Here is a 19,613-nt window from a genome sequence, read left to right on the forward strand (position 1 = left end):
CGGTGATTGTGTAGCGTCCTCGGATGCGTCTGCCTTCGCGAACCCCGATCTGTTCTGCGGTCGCCACCACAGCAACGTCTTTCCATATACCGCCGATGCGGCGCAGTCCATCAACGATCTCATGAAGTTCTCGACGAGCACGGATCGTAGCCTGAGTGATCGCGTCGGCATCAAATGCCGAGACGCCATATTCATGATTGGTCATGATAGAATAAATACCGCTGTGCAAATGTCGCAGAGTCGGACCTCGATACGAAGGCGTGATTCCGTTGTCTTCCATTAATTTCAGCAACAACGGTTTGGCCGAGGAGGCGGTTTCGCGAATGTACGGCCGAGCGGCATCGGCATCGATTCCCGTCAACAACGCCAACATCGACATCGGTTGACATTCACATTGACTGCCAACTCCGACGTCAAAACCACATCCCGCGTGAGCCGCCAAATCACCGTCGCCGCTGCAGTCCACAAAGCGATCGGCAAGCCAGGCTTCGCGCCCCGACTTGGATTCCGTCAACACCGCGACCACTTGGTTGTCCGAGTTCGTGACGGCGCCGACCAATCGTGTATGCAGCCGAATCTTCACTCCGGCATCGACGCACAGCTCTTCGAGAACCAGTTTGGCAATTTCGGGATCGTAGACGGTGCCGTTTGAATCGAGTGCAACCTTGCTACCACGCGTTGCAAACGCATCAAGCAGTTCGTCCATGATGCCCGACTTATTTTCGGCATCCAAGATCTTAGTCAGCAAACCGGCGGTCCAAACACCGCCCAAACATCCAGCGACCTCGATCAGTTGCACCGACGCGCCTGCTCGCGCCGCAGCCACAGCCGCGGCAATTCCTGCTGGCCCGCCGCCACAGATCAGGACTTCGGATTTTCCGGCCACCGGAATCGCCCGCTGTTGTTCCATCAACCGCTGGCCGTCCGGCGACAGTTCGCCACGTGTTTGCAGCACATCGCCGCTGACAGGATTCGCCACTCGCGTGGCCTCATCCCCGAACGCCACGGCGGTGTCTGGAGACGTCAATGACGCGGAAACCACTAGACCCCCGGCGGCAGATTGCATGAACAAACGTCGTGACGAAGATTTCGGATTCATATCGCGTTCCAAAGTGGGATGACCATGCATTCTGTCGGCAGCACTTCCATTGCCGAAGTTTCAAACTACTAAAATTCGCGGGTCCAGTCCCCCCGCAGCTGCTGTATAGACTAATCGATTGGCGATGGCAAATGTCATGATGCCTGTCAATCTGTTCTGGAGACGGACGACTCGTCCGTATTCCTCTACGCAGATCAGCTAAGCAGGAGTTTTTTCGAAAATTAGCCGTTTTGGCAAACGCTGTGAAGCATTTTTCTTGACCCGAAGCCGTGAGCTTTGAAGTTGCGTTTTTGTTTTGAGGGGCAACGCCCTGGAAGTTTACCTAGCCCAGCCCATCGGGCTGGGGGGGAAGAAAATCAATGAACCGTAGGGCCAACGGTCCGGTCGTTTGTTCGGATCCAATGACGCGTCCAGGCACCTGACAATTGGCCGGACCGTTGGCCCTTCGGTTCGTATGAATCGATTAACCCGGCCCGCTGGGCCGGGCTAGGCAAATTGATGGGCCTTTGGCCCGGACCACAAAGAACAACGCAACCTACCTGCTTAGTCTGGCGTCATCTAACTCGCCGAAACGCTGTGGTCTTCATACTCCGCCAACAGTTTCCAGCACATCCATTGCATGCGGGGCAGGTGAAAGGGACCTTTCCATAATCCGCCCTTCAGTTCCGAGCTGACGCTTCCGTCGCGGTGCAAGTAGCCAAACCATTCGCCGTGCTGAGGATCTGGGAAGTGCGAAAAAGCCCAGTCATGGATCAGACGGTGCCACTGCAAATATTTGGCGTCCTGCGTTGTCGTGTAAGCCATCAACGTGGCAATCATCGTCTCACACTGCGGCCACCAGAACTTCATGTCGTGCCAATACTCTTGCACGGGCTTCCCGTCGACATCGACGAAATACAAGATACCGCCGTGCAATCGATCCCAACCCCGCTGCCACATCCAATCCAGCATCTGACATCCGGTGCGAATCAGCTCCGCGTCACCTCGCCATTTGCCCTCGCGCATGATAAACCAAGCCGCTTCGATCGCGTGGCCTGGATTGAGCAGACGCCCATCGAAGTGGTCAAGCCGCGCCCCGGATGCGTCCACGGTTTCCATCACACAACCGATATCGCTGTGTATATGATAACGCTGGATGTCATCGATGAAGCGATCAATCCATACATTGGCGGCTTCCAGCCCAATCGATTCGCGAAGTTCTTGCGCCGTCGCAATTGCGATCATTGGAAACCCGATGCTTCGCGTCGCTCGCGTCTCGGTGAACTTTGATTCGTCCGCTGGCGGATTCAGGTTGTGATCGACAAATCGCTCGAAAGTCTGCTTCGCCCTTTCAGCAAAATGGGATTCGCCCGATGCCTTGGCAAGTTCGCCAAACGCGATTGCAGCAAAACTTTCCGAAAAGGCATACCGTCGCTTCCGGATCGGTTTTCCTTCACGCGTGACGTGAAACCACATTCGGCCATCCGACGGATCGAAACAGTGCTGTTCAATGAACCTGGCGCCGTGTTGTGCCAGTTCAAGCCATTCCTCGCAAGGCTCGACATTGTTGTAGAGTTTGCCGAGCAACCAAGTGAATCGGCACTGTTGCCAAACGCCTTTGTCAGTATCAATCACCGCTGCGTCGCGATCGAGCGACGTCATAAAACCACCAAACTCGCGATCCACACAATGTTTGATCCAAAATGGCAATGTGTCGTGCAGCAGCCCGTCGCGGTAGGTCGCGATCAGTGAATCGATCTGTTTCAAGGCGCGGTCTCCTGGCGCGCGACCGGTTCCATCGCGTCAATGGTCAGTCCTTCAACTTGGCTGTGATTGGATGAACTCAATCGACTTGCGATGTAGCCCACGACGACGCAGGTACCAATACCACTGGCGGTATACAAATACCCGTTGATCGCGGTGAATTTCCAGAGATAGAACATCATGCCGCCGCCAAACACGGCACCGGTCAAGGCACCCGTTGCGTTCGCTCGGTGGGACAGGGCACCGAGGATGAACAGTCCGCCAAGCACCCCCATGAACAGACCAATGACCATGATAAAGGTGTCAAACAGCGACTTGATTTCTGGATTGACAAAAATCAGTGCCAGAAGAGTTCCGATCACACCGAGCGTGAATGTCCATGCCCGTGCGGCATTCAGATATCCCTTCTCGGATTTGCAGAGATTCAATGGACGCATAAAAATCCGTCACAATCGTGGTGGCGGTCGAATTCATACTGGTCGACACCGTGGACTGCGCCGCTGCAAAAACGCCGGCAACAATCAAACCCGCGATCCCAATGGGCATTTCACGGGCAATGAACAGCGGGAATACTTGATCCGTCGTGATCGAGGGATCAAGTTTTTCGGGGTGAGAGCGATAGAATGCATACAAGGCAGTACCAATCCCGAAAAACAAAATCGTTGCGGGAATGGTCAGCACCGCATTGAACCAAATCGAGCGAGCTGCCAACTTCGGAGTGGCTGTCGTCATGTATCGCTGGACGACTGCTTGGTCCGCGGTGTACGAAGAGAGATTCTGAGCAATCGAACCGATGATGATCACCCACAACGCGATCTGCGATCGGGTGGGATCCCAGTGCCAATTGGCAATCTTAAACTTGTCTGCTTCCCATGCGGTTGTAACAAAACCGGCTGCGCCGTCGTCGACACCGGACACCAGAAGGATGATCGCCAGTACGGCACCGCCCATCAACACAAAGGTTTGAATCGTATCGGTCCAAATCACCGCTTCGATCCCGCCCATCGTGCAGTACGCAATACTCAATGCGCCCATCAACAATACCGATTGCGCCGGAGTAATCGGTGTCGCGACCGCCAAGGCCAATCCAGTCAACGACATCACAACTGCCATCCGAAAGACGTGGAAGAGCGTGAAACTGATGCTTCCGAACAAACGGACACTACGGCTGAATCGCTTTTCGAGATATTCGTAGGCACTGGTGGCATCAATCCGCCGAAAAAAAGGCATCGCGACGTAGACGGCAACCACCGCCACGACGGGAATCATGAAGTTGCCAATCGAGTAGACCCAATCTTGCGCAAACGCCTTCGATGGGATTCCGGTAAACGTCAACGAGCTGAGCATGGTCGCAAAAATGCTGCAGCCCGCCGCCCACCATGGGATCGATTGACCACCACGAAAGTAGTCGTCGGTATTTCGATTCTTGTTGGTAAAGTAAACACCGACGCCGAGCATCGCGGCCAAATAGCTAAACAGCACGATATAGTTGACACTTCCGAATCCTCGGTCCGCCCGATTCAGCGTGACACGATAGACGTTGGCAGACCGCACGCGAGGACGAACTTCGCCGCTGGGAACAATGATCGCTTCGCCCCATTTCACAGCAGTCGTGGTGACATGATTCGCCGGCATCTCGCCCGCTTCGACCCAAGTATCGGTAATCGTGTGGTAGGCCAACGCAGTTTTAGGAAATCCGGGATGTTTATCTTTAAGCTCATCGCTTTTTTCAAACAGAGTTCCATCGGCTCCGCCCAGCACGAAAAGATGACTCTGCCCATACGCTGCTGCTGTGCCTGCCATGACGCCGCGAGGCACATCGGCACGTTTGCGCCACGCCATTGTCGCCGGAGTGTATTCCCAGACATCGCGGAGAAAGTGGGGTTGGCCCTGGTCAAGGTTTCGGCCACTGATCACGTAAACGCAATCGTTGTAGCCATTGTGTTGGTGAACGGTCAGATTAAAAGCACGTCGCGGACCGGGACAAGGCGTCAGTTCTTGCCACAGGAACGCCGACGGATCTCCTTGTTTGCTGAGATCCAGCGACCACAGATTTGACATCGCCGAATCAAGCGTCGCGTCGCTTTGTCCTCCCGCGACATAGATTGTTTGACCGATGATCGTCGCTGCCGCATAGGCACACGGCTTGGGTAACGAGGGATAAGCATGCTGCCGAATCGTTTCGGTTTCCGCGTCCCACATCAACACAAAGACTTGTTCAAAAGTCTGTTTCGCGTCATTGCCGCCGATGCAAACGACCCCGTCATCGGTGGAAACCGAGGCTCCGTAGGCCATGGGTTTGGCTAACCTGCCAGCGCGTTTCCATTTCAATTTGCCTCCGTCATTGACCAGCACATTGATTGAATCGTGCCAGACTTTCTCGGTTTCCCAAACAGGTTGCGGAAAGTTCGCCCCGCCAGCAACGATCAGCGCATCGTTATGAACTCCGGCAAACGGACCGGCTAGACCAAGTTTTTCGGGAATTGGTGGCAACGACTCCCAACTCATCCGCGGTGATGCGTCGGCCGCCACCGCAGCAACATTGGGGCTGGCTATCATCCCCATGATTAGCATCGTGATCCAAACGCCCCACCGGACGCCATGCTTGATGATCGAAGGGTTGTAATTGGATTGGGATGCGATCGCCTTCACCGTGATGCTTTTTGTATCGGGGATGCTTTGTGTATCGGGGGATGATGCAAAGTGCTCGGCAAACGCAAACTGCTGAGATTACGTGGCGGAACGCCAACCATCAGGAACATTCGCCACTCCACTTGCCGAGCACTGGCCTCACTTGGCCAGCGGTTCGAGTTGCGACCACTCAAAAAATCCGATCGCGTCGAGTGAGGCTTTTAGTTTTTCCATTGCGTTTGAATCTAACCGGGCTTGGGGCAACCGGCATCCGCCGACGTGCAAACCTCGCATTGTTAACACGGCTTTCATCGCTGCATGAAACGGAAAATGGTTCAGCGTCCGGATCATCTGGATCGACTGCGATTGAAAGCGTCTTGCTTCGACAAGATTGCCTGTTTCAAAAGCGTCGATCAAACGGCGGTACAGGGGAGCGGCGATGTTATAGGTGCTGCCGATTGCAGCACGTGCTCCGGTAGCCAACGCGCCAAGTAACATTTCGTCGCAGCCCCAAACGACGTCGAATCTTCCGCTTTCCATTTCGAGGCAGTGCTGAAATTCGAACAGTTTGCTGTCCGTGTATTTCAAACCGGCAAGATTGCTAATTTGATCACCGCCGTACTTCATGAATTCCGCTACATCGACCGCTGATCCGGTCAATACGGGAATGTGGTAATAGTAGAAGGGAAGTTGGGGAGCGCCGCCGGCGATCTCCGTCATACATTCTGCCAAGGTTTTCGCATCGCGAACAGGAAAGTACGAGGGACAGGTAGCCGAGATCGCAGCCGCCCCAATTTCCGCAGCATGCTCGGCGAGCATTCTAGCTTCGCGAACACTGTTGTGACCGACTTGCACGATCACCGGGACACGGCCCGCGACCGCTTGAACATACGCCTGCGTGACACGGCGACGTTCGTCGCTGGTCAGCGACATCCCCTCGCCTGTGCTGCCACACACATACAGCCCCGAAACGCCTTGCGAAAGTAGGTGCTCAACCATTGCCGGAATCACATCGGGATTGATTTCGGCAGCGTCGTTCAACGGCGTATAAGTGGCAGCGACGAGTCCATCGAGCGGAGAATGGTTCATGGCAGACAGTTGTCCGGAGTGTGTGGAGGAGGAAACTAGGTGATTTACCGACTTAACAATCGTCGGATATTGCGACCATGGTGACAAAGATTTTCATGGGTCACGCGGATGCAAAGTCAGACCAACGCCGCGGAGGTTAAGGTTGCTCTATTCCCAACGTCGACGGAGCAAGCGAGATAAAACGAATCGCCTGGTAACCGTCCCGTTCAAACAGCAATCCGACATCACCATCCGCCATTTTGGTAAGGCAGGAATAAGCAAACCCGCCACGATACACAACAAAGGAGTGGGGCCATGATTGACCATCGTCTTCGCTGATGCGAATCGTGCCGTTTCGCCGACCCGATTGCGACGCCGGGTTCGAAAACAACAGGCGACTGCCCCCCGTATCCTTCCACGAATACCGCAAAATCGATGCTTGGCATACCGGGTCGATCAGATTGCGGTCCTCCGCCAGCGGCGTCCAGCTCTGTCCGCCGTCGCTGCTGATCGCCGTTTTTCGATATTTCGTGCCACCGGCGCCCTGAGTACGAGCATTCAGCATCACTCGACCGTCGGCCAGTTCAACCATTTGCACTTCGTTGCCATGACCTTTGCCGTCGCCGGCGGCAACATCGCCGATCTGCCAACTTACTCCATCATCATCACTAAACGCGGCATAGACACGCCAGTCCCCAAAAGGCCCCTGGTTGAAAGGCATCACGATTCGGCCGCGATTTTTTCCTCGCTGCAATACGATGCCGATACCGGGCCCCGAAGCGACACTCGTCACGTAATCGCTTCGCTTAACTTGCCGCGATACATCGACGGGATCTGACCAAGTCTCGCCGTCATCATCACTGAACTGAGTGAACGTGAAATACGCGTCGGTGCCAAAACCAGGTTTCGCATTGCGTTCACCCAACTTGCTGCGTTGATACATTAACAACACGCGTCCCGAATCAAGCACAACGGGTTGCGGATTATTCAGCGCCAACGGCCCCGCTTCATTAACGACAAGCACATCACTCCAACTGAGTCCATTGTCAACAGAACGCTTCATGATGATGTCGTTTTGCGAATGGTCGCCGCCTTGTCGTCCTTCGGCAAACGCCAGTAAGGTACCGTTATGAGTTGTCACCAAAGCCGGGATGCGGATCGCGGGGTAACCGTCGACACCAGGGACGAAAACATCGACGGCAACCTCGGGAGTGACGTCGATTTGTGTCGCATCAACAGCACTGCACCTCAAAGCCGAATAACACGTGGCGATACAGCATAGGGCAAGCAAAAACGACGATCGACGGAAATATCGCAGGGCAGGCATAACGAATCCCGGGAACAGAGGAAAGCAGGGAGTGTCGCGGCAGGACATGATGTTATAACATGTGATATCATGCAAATCCAGCAGGTATGAGGGGGCGATCCCGAAAACAACCGCTTCGAAATTCTTTGGGGAAGGTAGTCCGTTGCAGCAAAGTCTCGCAGAAAAATCGTATCAATACATTCGCGGTCGCTTGCAAAGCGGGGACTTTGCGCCCGGCAAGCGTTTGGTCAATCGGACTTTGGCGAGCGAAATTGGCGTCAGCGTGATTCCTGTTCGCGAAGCGATTAACCGGCTGACTAGCGAGGGCTTGGTCGAGCATGTCCCCAATGCCGGTGCCTACGTGCGACAACCCAATCGCGACGATCTGGACAATCTATACGTCCTACGTGATGCACTGGAAAGCTGCGCTGCGGCGGAGGCAGCCAAATACATCACCGAAGACCAGTTGGCTGAGTTTGATGCGATCTTGGAACGCGTGAAACAGACCTCGCAAGAGATTGCGAAACAAGCCAAAGGCTATAGCTCTCGTCGTCAACTGAATCGTTGGCTGGATGACGAAGAAGCGTTCCACGAATTGATTATTGAAGCGTCCCGCAATCCTCTGTTAGCAAAAGTCGCGAACGACAATCGGGCCGTCTGTGCTGTCTTTGCAGCTCAGCGATCCGAACCGCAACTTCTAACCGCCGCGATTGCCAAACGAACATGGAAGGCAAAATCCGACTTAGTCGAAGCTCTTCGTGTCGGCGACGCAAATCACGCACGCCAATTGATGAGCGACCAAATCCAGCAGGGGAGAAAAACGGTCACCGAATTCCTGATGCGAAAGCGACGCCATTCGTAGCCCTGGTTCACCGTCGGGACTAACTGGATCCGCGATTTACCGAAGGTTCTGAAAATGACGTGTTGCCGATGCCAGATACCGGTTACAATACACGCCCCCACCCCAAGTGTGGCGATTCTCGCTGACACTCTCCCACCCTCCTTCGGATGCGATCCCCCGATGGCTCGTTCCCCCTCCCTATCGCCCCCCTGCAGATCGCTGGCACAACGCAGCAGCGGAGCTAATCGTCCGTCGACATTTCGTTGTTTTAGCCAATCGCCAGCAACTTTATCGTCGACGAAATTGGCCTTGGGGACCGCTGGACGATTGCTGGCTGTTATCCTGCTCGCCCTCGTCGCGTCTTCTGTCGCGGCGGACCAGTCGGAAAAGGAATGGAGCAAGGCGTACGAAGCGACCATTCTGCCGCTGATGAAATCGCACTGTCTGGATTGCCACGGGGAAAAGGACGCTGAGGGCGAGTTTAACATCGCCCAATTCACTAGCGGTTCGATGGCGGTCAAGCATCGCGATTCGTTCGAACGCATTGTCAAGCGAATTGAGTTGGGTGAGATGCCCCCCGAAGACAGCGAAGGCTTTACCGCCGAACAGAAGCAGGCAATCTTGACCTGGTTTGATAATCGGCCCAAACAAAAACTCTGCGACGAATTAGCGTCCGAAGCGACTCAAAAATGGTACCGTGGCAACGTCATGTCACGGCGTTTGACTCGCAGTGAATACCGTTACGCGATCGAAGACCTTGTCGGCACCCCGCTTCCGGATTCAACCAGTCTTCCGTCGGACGGCAGCGGCGGCGAAGGGTTTGACACCAATGGCGACTCATTGTTTCTGTCACCGATCCATCTGGAAAGCTATCTGAAAGCGGCGGATTGGGCTGCGTCAAAGTGGCTGTCAACGAACGCCCCGAAACCAGTTGCCCAATCCGGTGATGCAGCATTGGGCCGCAAATCGATCCGAGAAATCGTCCAACGGTTTGCACGGCGAGCGTGGCGGCGTCCGATCACCGAACCCGAAGTCGATCGTTTGATGACGCTGTATGATGCGGCGATTGGACGCGCGTCACCAGAAACAGAGGCCGACGACGCCGCGGGCGTCAAAGCGATGTCGCAACCGCTAAAGGCAATCCTGTTGTCACCCCATTTCCTGTTCGTGGTCGAACAAGAATCGCCCGAAGGGGGTGTCCAACGTTTGACGGCTCATGAATTGGCGATGCGGTTGTCGCTATTTATTTGGTCGTCGATCCCGGATGACGCATTAGCACAGCTAGCCGATTCTGGCGAAATACTCAGTGACGACACGGTCAGAAGCCAAGTAGCTCGGATGCTGGCCGACCCAAAATCCAATCGCCTCGGCGAGAATTTTGGGCTGCAGTGGCTCGGGCTGACCGACCTAAAATCAAAAACGCCCGATCAAGAAGTCTTTCCGGACTTTGACAATGCCCTGCTTGCGGACATGCAACGCGAAGCATCGGTGTATGTCAGCGACATCTTTCAACATGATCGCCGACTGTTGGATTTGATCGATGGCGACCACGTGATCCTGAATCAGCGGCTCGCCGAGCACTACGGATTGGCAGACGCGGTTCTCAAGGACAATGCCGAAACCGCATCGTCGTGGGAACGCATCCAAGTCGACGACGGCCGGCGCGGCGGCGTGATGACACTTGGCGCGGTGTTAGTCAGAACATCCCACTCGCGTCGCACCAGTCCAGTGTTGCGTGGCCAGTGGATTCTGAGCGAAGTCATTGGTTCACCGGTTCCGCCTCCGCCACCCGGTGTACCACCGCTCGAAGAAACCAGCGGCGAAGACGAAGTGGCTACACTTCGAGAGCAACTTGAAATTCATCGCAAAAACCCGGCCTGTGCGTCATGCCACAACCGGATGGATCCGCTCGGTTTTGGCCTGGAAAACTTTGACGCACTTGGACGATGGCGTACGATGGATGGTGAAAGCCCGATCGACGCCAGCGGACGATTGCCATCGGGCCAGACGTTCAGCGGTCCGGCCGAACTGAAATCCTTGATGGCGAAGCGGGCGGACGAATTCCGCAAACATTTTGTAAAAAACTGCTCGGATTCGCTTTGGGACGATCCCTTAATCGATTTGATGATTGTGTCGTGACCGAGTGTTTGGAACAGCTGAAAACACACGATGATCACGCTGCAATTTTGATTGAATCCATTTGTTTGAGTTACCCCTTTCAACACCGTTTCTTTAAAGCCACGGCCGACGCGAAGTAGTCGCTCCCAATTTGCAAAGCATTTCTCGGCATGAATTCATACGATCCAACCCCATCGCGTTCCACTGACGCCTCACGTCGCCGATTCCTCAGAGGCATGGGCGTATCATTGGCATTGCCGTGGATGCATTCCGCGTTGCCATCCACCGTCCGCGCTTCCACGCGTGAGAACGCAGGTGCGCCCGTGCGAACCGCATTTTTGTATTTTCCCAACGGGGTGTGGGAGAAGGCTTGGGTGCCCAAGGAAGAAGGCAGCGAGTACGCGTTGCCGCCGTCGCTCGAACCGCTTGTCGATGTCCGAGATGATGTACTCGTATTGAGTGGTCTGGATAAAAAGAACAGCCACGGTGGTGACGGGCACTACGCAAAGACCGCCAATTTTTTGACGGGAATGCCGGTGACCAAGACGACAAGCAAAGACATCAGCAGCGGCGGCATTTCGGTTGACCAATTGATCGCCAAACAATTGAAGGGTGAAACGCCGATCGCGTCACTCGAACTCGCAACTGAACCGGTCGTCTCGGGAATCGACAGCAACGTCGGCTATACCCGTTTGTATGGTTCGTACATCTCGTGGGAGACTCCGAATCGACCGGTTGCCAAAGAGATGAATCCGCGGATCGTCTATGACCGTTTGTTTGGTCGCGATGCGAAAACGTCGAAGACCGAAGCCGAGTCGTATCAAAACCTGCTCGATTATGTACTTGATGATGCCAAGCGTGTCCGCGGACGACTGGGGCGTGACGATCAATTCAAGATGGACGAATATCTCGAAGCCGTCCGCGCGGTCGAACGCCGCATCGAATTTGCCACTCGCGGGCAACAACGCGAGTGGGAACCGAGCGTCGATCCGGCGGAGATTGCTCGCCGTCGCCCCGGGGTTCCTAATGATTTCCGTGAACACATCGACGTGATGTTGGATTTGATGGTGCTGGCATTTCAAACCGATTCGACGCGAGTCGCGTCGTTTATGTTTGCCAACGATGTCTCGGGACGCAATTTTTCGTTCCTTGATCGTGTCAAGGGAGGCCACCATGAGATGAGTCATCACGAGAACAAGGATGCCAAAATTGATCAGTATCAACAAATCAATCGCTGGCACGTGACTCAGTTTGCAGCGCTGCTGCAAAAGATGAAATCCATTCGCGAAGGCGAATCAACCTTACTAGATAACTCGATGATCATGTTCGGATCAAGCATCTCCGATGGAAATCGGCATGACCCCGACAACTTGCCAATCCTGCTTGCCGGTCGCGGTGGCGGCAACATCCAAAGCGGACGTCACATTGCGTATAAAGAGATGCCGCTGTGCAACCTGTATCACTCAATGTTGGACATCAACGGCATCGAAATCGAATCGTTCGGCGACAGCACTGGCCCGTTGGCCGAATTGCTCAGTTGATTCAGAGCCCCCTGATCCAGAGTCCTCCTACGATTGTCGAAACGAATGCCATACCAGCGAGCAATAAGCCCTGGAACTGACCCCTGCGGCATCGAAATGCCTCACCGCGTTTGATTAAAACGGCAGATCGACTGCGAAACTTCCGGATGCCCGCTCCGCTAGGCTGAGGCTACCACGTCGTTGGCAGCCTGAAATGGCGGCATTAAATCGAGCGTATTCCATAGGGGTTTTGGGGATGCTATCGCAGCACGACGGCTGCGCACACGAGTGAAAGAATACACTTTCTACGATTTTTTGTATTGCCTTTAGTTGCCAATGGGATGGCATTCCTGTTAGTCTATGGATCCTTCTATAGTCCATAGAGTAAGTTTAGGCACCGTTATATCACATAAGAGTGCTAGCTGGGCTTTTTCAACACATCCGTGATCAAAGACGTTGGATTTTCCCCAGAGTCGAGATCCGGGCGTTTAGCTTGCGAATTGAAACTCCTAAGACGACAGAAGCGAATCTATTGGGGCGATTGTTTTCAATATCACGTTTTAACGCTCTACCCCTCGGTAGGTCGTCTATTTTTTCTCCCTAAATCGTTTAGGAGTTTTCTTTATGCGCACCCGAATTGAATCTCGGCAGCGAGGCTTTACCTTGGTGGAGCTTTTGGTAGTAATCGCAATCATTGGCGTGCTTGTCGGGCTATTGTTACCGGCGGTACAAGCCGCTCGCGAAGCCGCTCGGCGAATGAGTTGCAGCAACAACTTCAAGCAGATCGGGCTTGCCGTTCACAATTACCATGCGGCATACAACCTGATTCCAAAGCATGGAACGGGCACCCCAAACCTAGGCGGAGTTCCCGAGGGGCACACGGTGGCAAATGCTCCAATGTCAAGCAGTCGGCTCGAAGTCAGTTGGTTGGTTGGGCTTACGCCATTTATGGAGCAACAAGCGTTGTGGGAACAGATCAGCAATCCCTACAAAGACCCGGTATCGGGAGCGCAGTTTCCGCCGATGGGCCCCAATCCACGCCGCTCGCTTGATCACCACGCCGCCACTCGATACGAGCCTTGGCTAACAGAGATTCCCGGTCTTCGTTGTCCAAGTGACCCTGGCAAGGGGTTACCTTCGCAAGGGCGAACAAACTATGCCTGTGCAGTCGGCGACTCGGCCCTGCAGTTGAATGGCGGTGTCTCGGATAATGGTTCGCAGTCAACCTCGGGCGCGATCTCAAAGAACGCATCGAGTCGGGGCTTCTTTATCCCTCGAAACACAAGTTCCTTCACCGATGTGCTTGACGGATTATCCAACACAATCTGTGCTGCAGAAATCGCCACCGACCTTGGAGACAGCGACGTACGCACGCGGGCGGCGAAGTCGAATCTTGATAACGTTAGCGTGGCAGGTGGCATCCAATCTTGTGATGAGTACGTCGATCCTCTTCGTCCAAGTTTTTGGGCGAGCACGTTCGTCCCTGCTCTCCATGAAGGAGGAGGCACCGAGCCCGAGCAACGTCGCGGATACAAGTGGGCAATGCAGCGAGGTATTTGGGGTAACGTCACTACCATTAATCCGCCCAATAGTCTTGTTTGCGTCGATCGCAACAACTTTAATAACGGCTTGTACCCACCAAGCAGTCGGCATCAAGGCGGAGTTCATGTTTTAATGGGGGACGGAGCGGTCAAATTTGTCACCGATTCGATTGAGGCCGGCGACCAGACGAGCGCTCACGTGGGTACAGCTGCACCTTATCTGTTGCCCGGAAACAAGAGTCCCTTTGGACTTTGGGGCGCGCTCGGAACTCGAGCTGGGAAAGAAACCGACTCGACACTCGAATAGAAATCGTGTCGACGTACATTTCACTTATACCTGGTTGCAGCCAAAGTCGCTGTACTGACTGCGCCCATCATTTTCAGAGGATCTATATGAATCGATTATTTAAGTTTGCCGTACCTGCAATGGCTGTCGCCCTGCTCGTCGGATGCGGCGACAGTAGCGCAACGGCCCCCATGGCTGAGCAAGATGAACTGACGCAATGGGTCAAAGATAACCCAGCGCCTCCTGCGACGCCTGTGGAAGAGTCCAACTAATTTTCCAGTCCTCTTTGGATTATTATTTGGACAAAGCTAGACCTCATCACTTGCCCATGGTGCAGCGGATGCTTCCGCCGGACCATGGGCTTTTTTCATTCAATCCTACGGTTTCAAAACCACTTTAATACAGCCGTCTTCCCGAGCTTCGAACGTCTTGTACAGTTCGGGTGCATCCGCCAGCTTGGCTCGGTGCGTGATGATGAACGAGGGATCAAAGCCATCGTCGACAATTCGCTTGAGTAACGGCTCCATGTAGTGCTGCATGTGCGTTTGACCGCTCTTGATCGTTAGAGCTTTATTCATCACCGCACTCATTGGCATACCGTTCAAGTTATCGGTGTAAACTCCGGGCACCGACACGGTCCCACCTTTGCGACAACACTTGATCGCTTCGGCAAGCGAATAAGGATGATTCGCCGGGACGTGTGCGGCTTCGCGAAGATCGTCAACGGTTTCTTGCACGTTTCCTGCGGCATGTGATTCGGCACCCACCGCATCGATGCAACGATCGGGTCCACGCCCCGAGGTCATTTCCATCAATTTTTCGTAGACATTCGTTTCTTCAAAGTTAATGACTTCGGCGCGACCTTTCGTCTTAGCGAGTTCCAATCGCTCGGGCACCCGATCGATCGCGATCACGCGGCCGGCGCCTAACATCCACGCACTTTGAATCGCAAACTGAGCCACCGGACCACAGCCCCACACGGCCACTGTGTCACCAGGTTCGATCCCGCAGTTTTCGGCCGCCATATACCCGGTCGGAAAAATGTCGGACAAGAATACAACTTGATCATCGTCGATCCCCTCTGGCACCTTGATCGGGCCCACGTCGGCATACGGCACACGCAGGTATTCAGCTTGCCCGCCTGGAAAACCGCCCAACATATGCGAGAATCCAAACAATCCGGCGGGCGATTGTCCCAGTACTTCGGCCGCCTGTGCCGCATTCGGATTGGATTCGTCACACAGCGAATACAGGTCACGATCACAGAAGAAACAGGAACCACACGAGATGGTGAACGGCACGACGACGCGATCTCCCTTCTTGAATTTGGTAATCGCATTGCCCAGTTCAACGATCTCGCCCATCGGTTCATGACCGATGATGTCGCCCGCTTTCATTGTCGGCATATAGCCGTTGTACAGATGCAGGTCGCTACCGCAGATACCTGACGATGTGACCTTAATAATCACATCACGAGGATCTTGGATTTTGGGATCGTCAACATTATCAACACGAACGTCATGTCGCCCGTGCCAGCAGAGCGCTTTCATAATGGTATTCCTAATGACACCGCGAACGGCCCCAGTCGCGTGTGAATGGTTTGAAGTAGATTCGGGGTGAAGCCGAGTTGGGACCAACCGCCCGGTGCTCGAAGAGCGTCACCACAGAACTGCGGTTGGACGCAAACTGCATTCCAATTGCCACACCGTCCGATGATCGCTGCGTGTAGTCGACTCTGGATCTTGCTATCCCAGACTGCTTGGTACAGCCGCGTCCAGCTTGGTCGCTCTGCGAACAATCGACGCCGATCGCTGGCCATCAAGATGAAGCCGAATCCTACGAGTTTTCCTACAATCTTCATCATCGTTCGCTTTGCCGGAAATTGGGTTGTTGACGCCTCTGCTTTGCTATTGGCACTGCCGCCGCGCTGGCAGTGTCGACTCGTTGCGACATTCAGAGGAAAGTACACTTGGATTGCGTTTGACCACTCAACGCTCGCCTGACTCTTGGTCAGCATCCGCCCCATTTCCTCCGTTTACGACTTTGGTTTTCAGCATGCCGTCCCAACCCTCGACTATGATTCGCCTCCTGATTTCGTTTCTTTGCGTCGCTTTCGCTATCGAGCCTGCGGTTTCCAGTGCGAAGGACGCAAGTCCCGCTTCGCTGCCATTTGGCGAGGTCAAATGCGACGGCGATTACGCACATCACTTGCAGGGCGTCTGTACCGACAACAACGAGGCGATCTTTTGGGCGATCACGACCCAGCTCGTAAAGACGGATCGCGAAGGAAACGTTTTGAAACAAGTCGCGGTTCCCAACCATCACGGCGACCTCTGTTTCAATGACGGCAAAGTCTACGTCGCTGTGAACCTAGGCCAGTTCAACAATCCTGAGGGCAAGGCCGATTCTTGGGTCTATGTTTACGACGCCGCATCGCTGGATCTGGTCGCCAAGCACGAGTGCCAACAAGTATTTCATGGGGCGGGAGGAATTGGGATCGCCAACGGCCATTTCTTCGTGGTTGGCGGCTTGCCCGAGGGCGTGCAAGAAAACTATGTCTACGAGTACGACGCCGAATTTCGATTCGTCAAGAAACACGTGATCGATAGCAAGTGGACTCTTCTTGGGATTCAAACCGCCACGTTTCACGATGACGCTTGGTGGTTCGGTTGCTATGGGGCGCCGTCGACTCTGCTGAAGACCGACGCAGAATTCAACATGATCGGCCGCTACCACTTCAATTGTGCGTTGGGAATCATTGGAATCGCTCCCGATCGCCTGCTGTATGCACTGGGTCCGAAAACTGACAAAGGCCGCTGCATGGGAACGTTGCATCTAGCACGCCCTGACGAAGAACAGGGGCTGGTCGCAATCAAACCCTAATTGTGCAGCCGGGGAATTTTTCAGCTAAACTAGCTCCACTGCGTCTAGTCATTCCCCATTTGCACCCTCCTTGGTTTCACCCCAAAACTCCCCTATGAAACGATACTCCTTCGCCCCCCAGTTCCTTTTTCGCGTCGGTTTCGCTTTGGTTCTGTTCAGCACGCTACTGGCGTACGTAACCCCACGTGCCAATGCCGCCGAGCAACCCAACTTCATCATCATCTTCACCGACGATCAAGGTTACGGAGATCTCGGCTGCTTTGGATCCGAGACGATCAAAACACCGAATATCGATCGTTTGGCTGCAGAAGGACGGACCTACAAAAGCTTCTATACCGCTTGCTCGGTTTGCTCGCCATCGCGTGCTGCATTGCTAACCGCCAGCTATCCGAAACGTGTTGGAATGCATCAACACGTACTGTTTCCGCAAAGCAACTATGGGTTGAACCCCGACGAATACACGATCGCCGATCATCTTGGCAGCCAAGGCTACGCGACCGCCTGTGTTGGCAAATGGCATTTGGGGCATCATCCCGAAACGCTACCACGGGCGAACGGCTTTGATTCCTATTTTGGTATCCCTTATTCCAATGACATGAACCACCCCGACAACAAGGGCAAGCCGCGGTTGCCATCGGATACGCTCTGGAAAGACCAAGCTAGCGCGGTGACTCTTTGGAAAACCCCACTGATCCAAAACGAAGAAATCATCGAGGTGCCCGTCGACCAACGGACGATCACCCGCCGGTACACCGACAAAGCGATCGAGTTCATTACCGCGAACAAGGAAAAACCATTTTTCTTGTACCTGCCTCATTCGATGCCGCACATTCCACTGTATGTACCTGAGGATGTCTACGATTCAAATCCCGCCAACGCGTATAAGTGTGTGATTGAACACATCGACACCGAAGTCGGCCGCATCGCCAACACGGTGCGTGAACTCGATCTCGCCAAGAATACCTACATCATCTACACCAGCGACAACGGACCGTGGTTGAGATTCAAAAACCACGGCGGCACCGCTGGCCCGCTGCGTGAAGGCAAAGGAACGACGTTCGAAGGCGGCCAACGCGTGCCGTGTGTGATGTGGGGACCAGGCCGAATTCCCGCTGGCACCAGCACGGACGCATTCACATCGACGCTGGATCTGTTGCCGACCATTGCATCACTTTCGGGAAAACCGCTTCCCAAGTCGGGCAACACAATCGATGGATTTGACATTTCGTCCACCTTTACCGGCGACACCTCACCTCGCAATGAATTGCTTTTCTATTCGCCGCATGGCGTTCTCGAAGGCATTCGCGTGGGCAATTGGAAGTACCTGGAAAAGGTGCCACGCAATCTGAAGAACCTAAAGAACCAGAAGAGCGCGTCCCGCGAGCCACAAGTGTTTCTGTTCAATTTGGCAGACGACATCGGCGAACAGAATAACGTCAAAGACAGTCACCCCGAGATCATTGCCAAGTTGAAAGCGCGGATGAAAGAGGTCGATGATGAAATCACGGCCAGCGCCCGTCCGGTATGGCGAAAACAAGTCGCCGCGGCCAAATAAGCGGCTGCTACTTCGGCAACTCGCGGCGGGCGAATTCGACCTTCCTCGCCGCGTTTTATCGCTGAGTCTTTTTCTTTTTGCGGTTCGGTGTACCCAACGTCTTTTTCGCTAGCTCGCTGAATTGGTCAAGCGAGGCGTTCCATTGAGCTTCCAACGCCTCCGCTTTTTCAGGCATTTGCGAAACCAAATTGTTTGCTTCGGCGCGATCGGTTCTCATGTCATAGAGTTCCCACGGCTGTCCTTGGGCCGCAACAAGTTTCCAATCGCCCACGCGGATGGCACGGTGGCCATCATGCAGCCACCACAATGAGTCTCGTTCGACAGTAACGTCATCCTTCAGCGCCGGGGCAAGACTTTTTCCGGGAAACTCGGGGCGTTCTTGCGAAAGTGCGTCCGCAGCGACATCGATCTCCGCGACATCTAGAATGGTCGGCAGGATATCAATCACATGCGATGGCGTGTGCCTCAGTTCGCCTCGCGCCGCAATCCCATTCGGCCAATGCACGATCAACGGCGTACTGATGCCTCCTTCGTGCACCCAAGTCTTATGACGCCGGAACGGAGTGTTGCAGGCACTCGAAAACCCGGGACCAAGACACAGGTAGGTCGCTGCAGAACCAGGATCCGCAGTGGGATCATGACCGCCGTTTCGAATCATGATCTCCGCACTCGCGCCGTTGTCGGATGCATAAAACAACAGCGTGTTGTCGAGCTCTCCCATCGCCCGCAACTGCTCGACGACGCGGCCGATTTCTTGATCCATCCGATCGACCATCGCGGCATGGATTGCCATCTTGGTCGCTTGAAACCGCCTTTGTTCAGCAGTCAATTGATCCCATGGCAGCGGACGGTCAATCTCGCCCGCGCCCAATTCTTTAATGGCTTCGGGAAAGGCATACGGCGGACCGACCTCGGGTTCCAATGCCGACAGCGTCGTGTTCAGCAAACCGAGCTGCTGCTGTTTTGCAAATCGTTTCCGCCGCATCGCGTCCCAACCGTCTAGATAGCGGTCGCGGTATCGG

At 54.4% G+C, this 19,613-nt stretch carries 17 protein-coding genes; 8 read left to right on the top strand and 9 right to left on the bottom strand.

Going from position 1 to position 19,613, the window contains the following annotated elements; genetic code table 11:
* The 6 genes from RMSM_RS19130 to RMSM_RS19150 all read right to left on the bottom strand — a co-directional run.
* Window positions 1-1,099 (bottom strand): FAD-dependent oxidoreductase (locus tag RMSM_RS19130; protein WP_081614237.1); only part of this gene is annotated, 1,099 nt, incomplete at its 3' end.
* A gap of 558 nt (window positions 1,100-1,657) precedes the next feature.
* Window positions 1,658-2,845, bottom strand: coding sequence for an AGE family epimerase/isomerase (locus RMSM_RS19135; RefSeq protein WP_008699828.1), 1,188 nt, complete (start codon window positions 2,843-2,845; stop codon window positions 1,658-1,660).
* Window positions 2,842-3,204 carry a hypothetical protein gene (locus RMSM_RS42755; protein ID WP_236622209.1) on the bottom strand — a complete coding sequence of 121 codons (363 nt, stop codon included), beginning with the start codon at window positions 3,202-3,204 and terminating at the stop codon, window positions 2,842-2,844. Before RMSM_RS42755 ends, RMSM_RS19135 begins: the two co-directional genes overlap by 4 nt.
* On the bottom strand, window positions 3,146-5,494 hold the full coding sequence (locus tag RMSM_RS19140; protein WP_008699830.1) for a sodium:solute symporter family protein: 2,349 nt from the start codon (window positions 5,492-5,494) through the stop codon (window positions 3,146-3,148). Before RMSM_RS19140 ends, RMSM_RS42755 begins: the two co-directional genes overlap by 59 nt.
* Window positions 5,495-5,632: 138 nt before the next feature.
* Complete coding sequence (locus RMSM_RS19145) at window positions 5,633-6,562, bottom strand: dihydrodipicolinate synthase family protein (protein ID WP_008699831.1); 930 nt, start codon at window positions 6,560-6,562, stop codon at window positions 5,633-5,635.
* Window positions 6,563-6,698: 136 nt separating this feature from the next.
* Window positions 6,699-7,868: a sialidase family protein gene (locus RMSM_RS19150; RefSeq protein WP_081614236.1), complete on the bottom strand. Its 1,170-nt coding sequence runs from the start codon at window positions 7,866-7,868 to the stop codon at window positions 6,699-6,701.
* A 142-nt stretch (window positions 7,869-8,010) separates the two neighbouring features.
* On the opposite strand from RMSM_RS19150, the gene RMSM_RS19155 reads away from it, so the two are divergent.
* The 6 genes from RMSM_RS19155 (at window position 8,011) to RMSM_RS41070 (ending at window position 14,425) form a co-directional block, all read left to right on the top strand.
* Window positions 8,011-8,709: a GntR family transcriptional regulator gene (locus RMSM_RS19155; protein ID WP_008699833.1), complete on the top strand. Its 699-nt coding sequence runs from the start codon at window positions 8,011-8,013 to the stop codon at window positions 8,707-8,709.
* Between the two features lie 288 nt (window positions 8,710-8,997).
* Window positions 8,998-10,827 (top strand): DUF1592 domain-containing protein, encoded by a 1,830-nt coding sequence (locus RMSM_RS19160; RefSeq protein WP_236622210.1) that lies wholly within the window; start codon window positions 8,998-9,000, stop codon window positions 10,825-10,827.
* Entirely contained in the window at window positions 10,788-10,946 is a 159-nt protein-coding gene (locus RMSM_RS42760; protein ID WP_236622211.1) for a DUF1585 domain-containing protein, read from the top strand. The genes RMSM_RS19160 and RMSM_RS42760 overlap by 40 nt, the downstream gene beginning before the upstream one ends.
* A gap of 123 nt (window positions 10,947-11,069) precedes the next feature.
* Window positions 11,070-12,347 carry a DUF1552 domain-containing protein gene (locus RMSM_RS19165; RefSeq protein ID WP_390173173.1) on the top strand — a complete coding sequence of 426 codons (1,278 nt, stop codon included), beginning with the start codon at window positions 11,070-11,072 and terminating at the stop codon, window positions 12,345-12,347.
* A gap of 603 nt (window positions 12,348-12,950) precedes the next feature.
* The gene (locus RMSM_RS19170; RefSeq protein WP_008699841.1) at window positions 12,951-14,174 is read left to right on the top strand and encodes a DUF1559 domain-containing protein; all 1,224 of its coding nucleotides are present in this window, start codon (window positions 12,951-12,953) and stop codon (window positions 14,172-14,174) included.
* 86 nt (window positions 14,175-14,260) lie between these two features.
* Window positions 14,261-14,425, top strand: a complete 165-nt coding sequence (locus tag RMSM_RS41070; protein WP_160168323.1) for a hypothetical protein — start codon at window positions 14,261-14,263, stop codon at window positions 14,423-14,425.
* 105 nt (window positions 14,426-14,530) lie between these two features.
* On the opposite strand, the gene RMSM_RS19175 is transcribed toward RMSM_RS41070, so the two are convergent.
* Together RMSM_RS19175 and RMSM_RS19180 are read right to left on the bottom strand one after the other, a co-directional pair.
* Window positions 14,531-15,703 (bottom strand): zinc-dependent alcohol dehydrogenase, encoded by a 1,173-nt coding sequence (locus RMSM_RS19175; protein ID WP_008699842.1) that lies wholly within the window; start codon window positions 15,701-15,703, stop codon window positions 14,531-14,533.
* Window positions 15,700-16,017, bottom strand: coding sequence for a hypothetical protein (locus RMSM_RS19180; RefSeq protein WP_144057779.1), 318 nt, complete (start codon window positions 16,015-16,017; stop codon window positions 15,700-15,702). Before RMSM_RS19180 ends, RMSM_RS19175 begins: the two co-directional genes overlap by 4 nt.
* Before the next feature lie 212 nt (window positions 16,018-16,229).
* On the opposite strand from RMSM_RS19180, the gene RMSM_RS19185 reads away from it, so the two are divergent.
* Complete coding sequence (locus tag RMSM_RS19185) at window positions 16,230-17,036, top strand: hypothetical protein (protein ID WP_008699844.1); 807 nt, start codon at window positions 16,230-16,232, stop codon at window positions 17,034-17,036.
* A gap of 94 nt (window positions 17,037-17,130) precedes the next feature.
* The gene (locus RMSM_RS19190; protein ID WP_008699845.1) at window positions 17,131-18,591 is read left to right on the top strand and encodes a sulfatase family protein; all 1,461 of its coding nucleotides are present in this window, start codon (window positions 17,131-17,133) and stop codon (window positions 18,589-18,591) included.
* A 55-nt stretch (window positions 18,592-18,646) separates the two neighbouring features.
* Here the strand turns inward: RMSM_RS19190 and RMSM_RS19195 are convergent.
* Window positions 18,647-19,613: sulfatase-like hydrolase/transferase (locus RMSM_RS19195; RefSeq protein ID WP_040768178.1), on the bottom strand; the 967-nt coding region annotated here is incomplete at its 5' end.

The sequence above is a fragment of the Rhodopirellula maiorica SM1 genome, from assembly GCF_000346295.1.
Lineage (GTDB): Bacteria > Planctomycetota > Planctomycetia > Pirellulales > Pirellulaceae > Novipirellula > Novipirellula maiorica.